This is a genomic window from Thiolapillus sp., from assembly GCF_048562965.1.
GTDB lineage: Bacteria > Pseudomonadota > Gammaproteobacteria > Chromatiales > Chromatiaceae > Thiolapillus > Thiolapillus brandeum_A.
Genome location: NZ_JBHNMF010000128.1, coordinates 1 through 7,817, shown reverse-complemented (window position 1 = coordinate 7,817; position 7,817 = coordinate 1). Strand labels below are relative to the sequence as shown.

Genomic DNA, 7,817 nt, shown 5'->3' with positions numbered 1-7,817 from the left:
ACTCTAAACTCTAGTTTCATTAAACGTAGCACATATTTTTCAAAGTGCTGAGATACCGCTACGGCCGATGCTCAGGGAAAACCGGAAACAGGCACTTTCCCAACAAAGAAAAACCGGCTCTTGTATGGTATTTTTCCTAGCATGAGTTCCCCCTCTCCCAACAAAAATTCTGACAGGAGCCTGGTCACGGCCTTCCTGCTCGTGCTGGTTTTTGTCACGCCCTTTACCAGTCTCTGGTCCCGTGGAGGGATGGCCTGGTATGCGCCTTACGTACTCTGGCTGGGAATCGTGATGCTCATCGCTGTTTCCCTGCGCTCCGGACAGGGGGATGACAGGGAACCATGACACTGGAGCTGTCATCGCTGTTTACCGCAGGTTTTCTGTATCTGGTGATCCTGTTTCTGATCGCCTACATCACAGACAGGGGGGTGATCCCCGAACGCTGGGTTTCTCATCCGCTGGTCTACACCCTGTCCCTGGGAGTGTACGCCACGTCATGGACCTACTACGGCAGCGTGGGCTTCGCCAATTCCAGCGGCTATCTCTTTCTGACCATTTATCTGGGGGTTACCCTGGCTTTTGCCCTCAGTCCGGTACTGCTGCGGCCCATCCTGCGGATGGCGAGGGAATACCAGCTCAGCTCCCTGGCCGACCTGTTTGCCTTCCGCTACCGCAGCCAGCTGGCCGGTGTGCTGGTGACGCTGTTCATGCTCATCGGCGCCCTGCCCTATATCGCACTGCAGATACGGGCTGTTACCCAGTCGTTGCAGGTGCTCACCCAGGAAGCGCCGCCCCATATTCTCGCCCTGGGTTTCTGTATAACGCTCACTGCCTTCGCCATTCTCTTCGGCGCCAGACACATCTCCCCACGGGAAAAACACAGAGGTCTGGTGATGGCCATCGCCTTCGAATCCCTGGTAAAGCTGATAGCGCTGCTGGGAGTTGGGCTGTTTGCGCTGTTTGGCATCTTTTCCGGTCCGCAGGGTCTCAACCAGTGGCTGACCGATCATCCGGAAGCGATCCAAAAGCTCTATGAACCCGTGGGCAGCAGCCAGTGGGGAACGCTGATCTTTCTTTCATTCGGTGCCGCTTTTCTGCTGCCCAGACAGTTCCACATGCTGTTTGCGGAAAACCTGAAAGAGGACAATCTGCGCTTCGCCAGCTGGGCGTTTCCCGTATTCCTGCTGCTGCTGAACCTGCCCATCCCTGTCATCCTCTGGGCCGGCCATTATCTTGGGCTTTCCACTAATCCCGACTATTTCGTGCTGGGCATCACTTTGGCCGAGGGACACTCCTGGTTGCCGCTGATCACCTTTGTCGGCGGTATTTCGGCTGCCAGCGCCATGGTTATCATCACCACCCTCGCATTGTCTTCCATGTGCATGAACCACCTGTTGCTGCCCGCCAGTTACCCTGATCCCAAGCTGAACCTCTATTACTGGCTGCTGTGGGGCAGACGCCTGCTGATCGGTCTGATCATCCTTGCGGGTTACAGTTTCTATGCGTTTCTGAAACACCGGACGGGACTGGCGCAACTGGGCCTGATTTCCTTCGTCGCCGTCGCCCAGTTTCTTCCCGGTATCGTGGGTCTGCTTTACTGGCGCCGCGCCACTCGGGAAGGGCTGATTGCGGGACTGCTGGCCGGCATTTTCATCTGGGCATTCACGCTGCTCCTGCCCATGCTGCAGCATTCGGGATTCATCGAACACAGTTATCCCATCAGTCACTGGCAGCAGGCCACGGGGCTTGATCACTGGAGTTTTGCCACCTTCTGGTCAGTGAGCTGCAACGCCCTGCTGTTCGCCCTGGTGTCACTGATTACCCGTCAGCGCCAGGAAGAGCAGCAGGCCGCGGCAAGTTGCTGCAGCAGCGCCTTTGTCCCGCTGACCGGCGTGGTCGCCGCCCGCTCGCCGGACGAATTCAAGAAAGAGCTCGGTGCCTTGCTGGGGGAATCCACCGCAAGGAACGAGGTCGATCGTGCGCTCAGCGACCTGGGCATGTCACCAAAGGAAACCCGTTCGACCGAACTGCGCCGCCTTCGGGAACGCATCGAACGCAACCTCTATGGTCTCATCGGACCACAGATGTCCCACCTTATCATCAGCCGGCGACTCGCTCTCGATCCGGAAGCCCGCACAGCATTGGCCGATTCCATGCGCTATGTGGAAGAACGTCTGGCTCACTCCCGTTCGGTCCTGCACGGACTGACCCGCGAACTGGACAACCTGCAGCAGTATCAGAAGCAGATACTCGAGGATCTGCCTCTGGGAGCCTGCGCCCTGGGACAGGACGGAGAAATCATCATATGGAATCAGATCATGGAGGAGTACACAGGTGTTACCGACCAGGTCACCGTTGGACATCCCCTGCAGCAGCTGCCCAGGCCCTGGAATGACCTGCTGGGAGGATTTGCCCGGGCCAGCGACAGCCACAGCTATCATCTGGAAGTGGCATTCGCCGGGCAGACACGCTGGTTCAACCTGCACAAGGCCGTGATCGAGGATCCACAGATTTCCGCCACTTCCGAAGCACCGGGCATGGTCATTCTCATGGAAGATCTTACTCAGTTGGAGAACCTGGAAGCCGAACTGGCACACAGCGACCGGCTGGCATCCATCGGCCGCCTGGCAGCCGGTGTGGCTCATGAAATCGGCAATCCGGTAACCGGTATCGCCTCCATCGCGCAGAATCTGAAATACGAGGAAGAACCGGCTGCCATCGAACAAAGTGCCAGTGACATACTCACGCAGACGGAGCGCATCACCCATATCGTACAATCACTGATGAACTTCAGCCGCAGCAGCAGCGGGCAATCCCTGCAGCCTGTACGGCTCATGGACATTCTGCAGGACGCCCTGGATCTGGTGCGGCTGGTGCACAAACACGACCAGCTCGAATACCGCGTGGACTGCGACCCGCAGATTGTGCTGCAGGCAGACCACCAGCGTCTGGCCCAGGTCTTTGTCAACCTTCTCAACAACGCCAGCGATGCTTCCTCACCGGGTGACTGCATCACCATCGATGTCCGCGAAGACGCTTCCCAGGCCATTGTGGAAGTTATCGACCAGGGCAGCGGTATACCCGTCCATTTCCAGCAGCGGCTGTTCGAACCTTTCGCCACGACAAAATCCACAGGGAAAGGCACCGGCCTGGGTCTGGCATTGTCGAGAAACATTGTTCTGGATCACGATGGCGAGATAGAGATCATCTCTTCCCCTGACAAAGGTACAATAGTCATCGTGCGACTTCCGATTTCAACACATGCAGCCACAATACCACCTGAATGAACAGAATACTCATCATCGAAGACGAAGCCGTCATCCGCAACGCCGTAAAAAAACTGCTGGAGCGCAATGATTATGCCGTGGATGATGCCGAGTCTGTCGAGGAAGCGCTGCAACATTTCGATCCGGGCGATTATCAGCTGATCATTGCGGACATCCGGCTTCCCGGCAAGCCTGGCACGGAGATGATCACCCTCGCCGATGGCGTGCCGGTGCTGATCATGACCAGCTATGCCAGCGTGCGTTCGGCAGTGGATGCCATGAAGCTGGGGGCGGCAGATTACATCTCCAAACCCTTTGACCACGAGGAACTGCTGCTGGTCATCAGGCGCCTGCTGCGCCAGTACCGCGACAGCCGTACCACCCGGGCACTGAAATCGGATCTCGAAAAAACCTACCCCGTCGCCGGCATGATCGGCAACTGCCCGGCCATGCTCAGGGTCTGCGGCGAAATCGAAAAGGTGTCGCCTACCGATGCTTCTGTGCTCATCCTGGGAGAATCCGGTACCGGCAAGGAACTGGTCGCCCGCGCCATTCATGAACGCAGCCGACGAAGCGAGGCTCCCTTCATCACCGTCAACTGCGCGGCCATTCCCGAATCCCTGGTGGAATCAGAGCTTTTCGGCCACACCAGAGGCGCGTTCACCGGCGCGGAAAAAGCCCGTACCGGCATGATTCAGGCTGCGGATGGCGGCACCCTGTTCCTTGATGAAATCGGGGAACTGCCCGTCGGCGCCCAGGCAAGACTGCTGCGCGTACTGCAGGATGGTGAAATGCGCCAGATCGGTTCTGACCGTCTGCAAAAGGTGGATATACGCCTGCTGGCTGCCACCAACCGCAATCTCAAGAAAATGGTCGAGGACAACAGCTTCCGCAGCGATCTGTACTTTCGTCTGCAGGTAGTGGAGATCACCCTGCCACCGCTGCGCGAACGTGATTCCGATGCACTTGACCTGGCCCGCACCCTGCTGAAACAGACTTGCAGCCAGATGAACCGCCCCCTGCTGACATTCACCGAGGAAGCCCTGCAGGCTATCGGCCACTACCACTGGCCCGGCAACGTGAGGGAGCTGAAAAATGCCATCGAACGGGCCGTTATCCTGTCCGACGGCGACAGCATAACCACGGATCTGCTGGGAATCGAACTGACCAGGGAAACCCCTTCTTCATCCGCTGACCTGTCCCTGGAAGACTATTTCAAACAGTACGTTCTCACACATCAGAACGGCATGACAGAAACAGAGCTGGCCCGACAGCTCGGCATCAGCCGAAAAACCCTGTGGGAACGGCGACAGAAGCTGGGAATTCCCCGTTCGGGCAACCCGACCGCTTCCTAGAGAGATACTGATTAACTTCAGAGGTGGTGGGTGTCCCGTATCTCGGTATCTCACCGCATCCTATCCGGTTGTCATCTTCACAAGTATTCCATTTTCCCGGCGTTACCTTATTACCCACCAGTTGTTACCCTTTGTAACACTTTTTCAGGTTTTCAGCCTGAAATGTGAAGTATTCCCCAATATTTCATCACTTTAGAAATTGGCGTGCATTTTGCCTCGTTTAACCTGATGCCCGGCAAAGACCGGTGTATTCGTGTAAAAAAACAATCTACCTCCATTACACAAGAGAGAGAGTAAATCCGATGAGCAAACACGCTTCTTACTGGAAAGCGAATCTGCGCCTGGTGTTCGGTTGCCTGGTCGTCTGGTTCCTTGCCTCGTTCGTGTTCGGCATCCTTTTCGCTGAACAACTGAACACCATCCGCCTTGGTGGCTATAAGCTTGGCTTCTGGTTTTCCCAGCAAGGTTCCATTTACACCTTCGTGGCCCTGACTTTTTTCTACGCCTGGCGTGCAAACAAGCTGGACCAAGAATTTGGCGTCCGCGAAGACTGAGGGGAATCGATAAATGGATCTGCAAACACTAACTTATGTTGTGGTTGGCGCCACCTTTGCCCTGTACATCGGCATCGCCATCTGGGCACGCGCCAAGTCGACCAGTGACTTCTATGTCGCCGGCAAGGGCGTAAACCCTGTACTCAACGGCATGGCTACCGCCGCCGACTGGATGTCCGCCGCCTCCTTTATCTCCATGGCTGGCCTCATCGCCTTCTACGGCTATGGCGGTTCGGTGTTCCTCATGGGATGGACCGGTGGCTATGTACTGCTCGCCATGCTGCTCGCACCTTACCTGCGCAAGTACGGCAAGTTCACGGTGCCCGAGTTCATCGGTGACCGCTACTATGGCAAATCTGCCCGTATCCTGGCCGTCATCTGCCTGATCATCGCCTCCATTACCTATGTAATTGGCCAGATGAAAGGTATCGGCGTGGCCTTCTCCCGCTTTCTCGAGACTGACTACGACACCGGCCTGTACATCGGCATGGGCATCGTGTTCATCTATGCAGTCATGGGTGGCATGAAAGGCATCACCTACACCCAGATCGCCCAGTACTGCGTACTGATTTTCGCCTATACCGTGCCTGCGGTGTTCATCTCCATGCACCTGACTGGCAACCCCATTCCTCAAATTGGTTTGGGCAGCAAGATGGCGGACGGCAGCGGCATGTTCCTGCTGGACAAGCTGGATGCGACACTGAAAGGGCTGGGATTCAGCGAATATACGACCCATGCCCGATTAAGCACGTTCAATATGTTTGTCTACACCATGTCCCTGATGATCGGTACCGCTGGTCTGCCCCATGTCATCATGCGCTTCTTCACCGTACCCAGGGTACGTGATGCCCGTGCATCTGCAGGTTGGGCACTGGTATTCATCGCCCTGCTGTACACCGTGGCCCCTGCTGTTGGCGCCATGGCACGCATGAACCTCATGGACACCATTCAGCCGGCCCCTGGCCAGAGCATCTCCTACGCCGAGCGTCCCCAGTGGTTCAAGAACTGGGAAAAGACCGGCCTGCTGAAGTTCGAAGACAAGAACGGTGACGGCAAGATCCAGTACGTGGCCGACAAGGCCAAGAATGAAATGGTCAAAGTCGACCGTGACATCATGGTACTGGCCAACCCTGAAATCGCCAAGCTGCCAAACTGGGTAGTCGCCCTGGTGGTTGCCGGTGGTCTCGCTGCCGCACTTTCCACGGCTGCCGGGCTTCTCCTGGCCATTGCGTCCTCGATTTCCCATGACCTGCTCAAAGGGGTGTTCGCACCGAACATCTCGGAGAAATCAGAACTCATGGCCAGCCGGGTCGCCATGGCTGGCGCTATCGCCGCAGCCGGATATCTTGGTCTGCATCCACCGGATTTCGCAGCCGGTACCGTGGCCCTGGCCTTCGGTCTGGCAGCGTCTTCCATCTTCCCTGCGCTGATGATGGGCATCTTTTCCAAGAAGATGAACAAGCAGGGCGCCATGGCAGGTATGCTGGTGGGCATCGGTATCACCCTGTTCTACGTATTCCAGCACAAAGGCATCTTCTTCATCGCCGACTGGAAATACCTGCAGAGCTGGGGCAGCAACTGGTTCATGGGCATTGAACCCAATGCCTTTGGTGCCATCGGCGCCGTATTCAATTTTGCCACCGCCTTTGTCGTGGCAAAAGTGACCGCGCCACCACCGGAGCATATCCAGCACATGGTCGAGGATATTCGTATCCCTGCCGGTGCTGGCGCCGCTACCGGACATTGATCTAGCATAGCAATGGGGAAAAAGGCTCCGTCATGGAGCCTTTTTCCTTTTTCCACTGAAATATTTGCGGTCAGTTGTTTTTTTACGATATGAGATGGCTGATCAGAAATTTTTCTGTACTTACATGACAACCCTATGAAGCTGCTCAAGCATTTCTACAAATCCAACCGCCATGTGAAACTGGCTGTCATTCTGGCGCCGTTGCTGGCTATCGGCGGATATATCCTCACCGGTATCCTTCTCGAAAAGAAAATCGATGCCCAGCCCGGCACGGCAAAAGCCATGGCGCTGCAACCGGACTGTCATCTGCTGACCGATAAATGCGAGTTGTTGCACCGGGAGATTGCCGCCAATATCGCCATCGAAGAAAAGCAGGGAAAGCAGGTTTTTTATCTGGCCACCAGTGTCGCCATACGCGGCGCATTGCTGTCCACGGGTGACAGTGAACCGCAACCCATGACAAACAGGGGAACGGCCAAACGCTGGAAGCTGGAACTGGATCATCCCATTGCCCAAGGCACTCCTGTACGCTTGGCGCTGGTGGGGGAAAAACACCAGTACTTCGCGGAAATCCCCGCCGACAGGTAACACGAGACGAGTATGTAAATCGAACTTCAGGAAATTCACGATTTTATCGCCGCCATTCCTCCTTTCGACCGGCTGCAGGACGATATTCTGAACGCCCTCACAACGGCAATTTCCATTCAGTATGTGCGACGTGGCGGTGACATTCCCGCCGACAAAGACACACCTCCCACTCTGCATATCCTGCGTCAGGGTGCCATTGCCATGTATTCCGGCAAGGACAACCTCATGGGCATGCTGGGCGAAGGCGATATCTGCACCAGCTTCTGTGCGGCAGATGTCATGCCGGATTTTTACGTCAAGGCCACAG

Annotated in this window: 7 protein-coding genes; all 7 read left to right on the top strand. The window is 56.2% G+C overall.

The window, feature by feature from the left end; translation table 11 throughout:
* Window positions 1–141: 141 nt before the first annotated feature.
* Window positions 142–345 (top strand): hypothetical protein, encoded by a 204-nt coding sequence (locus ACOCD2_RS08700; RefSeq protein ID WP_293646384.1) that lies wholly within the window; start codon window positions 142–144, stop codon window positions 343–345.
* The gene (locus ACOCD2_RS08695) at window positions 342–3,287 is read left to right on the top strand and encodes a sensor histidine kinase (RefSeq protein ID WP_293646382.1); all 2,946 of its coding nucleotides are present in this window, start codon (window positions 342–344) and stop codon (window positions 3,285–3,287) included. The genes ACOCD2_RS08700 and ACOCD2_RS08695 overlap by 4 nt, the downstream gene beginning before the upstream one ends.
* Window positions 3,284–4,621 (top strand): sigma-54-dependent transcriptional regulator, encoded by a 1,338-nt coding sequence (locus ACOCD2_RS08690; protein WP_293646380.1) that lies wholly within the window; start codon window positions 3,284–3,286, stop codon window positions 4,619–4,621. Before ACOCD2_RS08695 ends, ACOCD2_RS08690 begins: the two co-directional genes overlap by 4 nt.
* 302 nt (window positions 4,622–4,923) lie before the next feature.
* The gene (locus tag ACOCD2_RS08685; protein WP_293646378.1) at window positions 4,924–5,175 is read left to right on the top strand and encodes a DUF4212 domain-containing protein; all 252 of its coding nucleotides are present in this window, start codon (window positions 4,924–4,926) and stop codon (window positions 5,173–5,175) included.
* A 13-nt stretch (window positions 5,176–5,188) separates the two neighbouring features.
* The gene (locus ACOCD2_RS08680) at window positions 5,189–6,922 is read left to right on the top strand and encodes a sodium:solute symporter family protein (protein ID WP_293646376.1); all 1,734 of its coding nucleotides are present in this window, start codon (window positions 5,189–5,191) and stop codon (window positions 6,920–6,922) included.
* A gap of 135 nt (window positions 6,923–7,057) precedes the next feature.
* Entirely contained in the window at window positions 7,058–7,510 is a 453-nt protein-coding gene (locus ACOCD2_RS08675) for a hypothetical protein (RefSeq protein ID WP_293646374.1), read from the top strand.
* 123 nt (window positions 7,511–7,633) lie between these two features.
* A partial coding sequence (locus ACOCD2_RS08670) for a hypothetical protein (protein WP_419625680.1) occupies window positions 7,634–7,817 on the top strand: 184 nt, incomplete at its 3' end.

Bases quoted from the DNA above. Each gene is read 5' to 3' on its own strand.
- ACOCD2_RS08695 (WP_293646382.1), top strand. From the start codon at position 342: ATGACACTGGAGCTGTCATCGCTGTTTACCGCAGGTTTTCTGTATCTG.
- ACOCD2_RS08680 (WP_293646376.1), top strand. From the start codon at position 5,189: ATGGATCTGCAAACACTAACTTATGTTGTGGTTGGCGCCACCTTTGCC.
- ACOCD2_RS08685 (WP_293646378.1), top strand. From the start codon at position 4,924: ATGAGCAAACACGCTTCTTACTGGAAAGCGAATCTGCGCCTGGTGTTC.
- ACOCD2_RS08690 (WP_293646380.1), top strand. From the start codon at position 3,284: ATGAACAGAATACTCATCATCGAAGACGAAGCCGTCATCCGCAACGCC.
- ACOCD2_RS08675 (WP_293646374.1), top strand. From the start codon at position 7,058: ATGAAGCTGCTCAAGCATTTCTACAAATCCAACCGCCATGTGAAACTG.
- ACOCD2_RS08700 (WP_293646384.1), top strand. From the start codon at position 142: ATGAGTTCCCCCTCTCCCAACAAAAATTCTGACAGGAGCCTGGTCACG.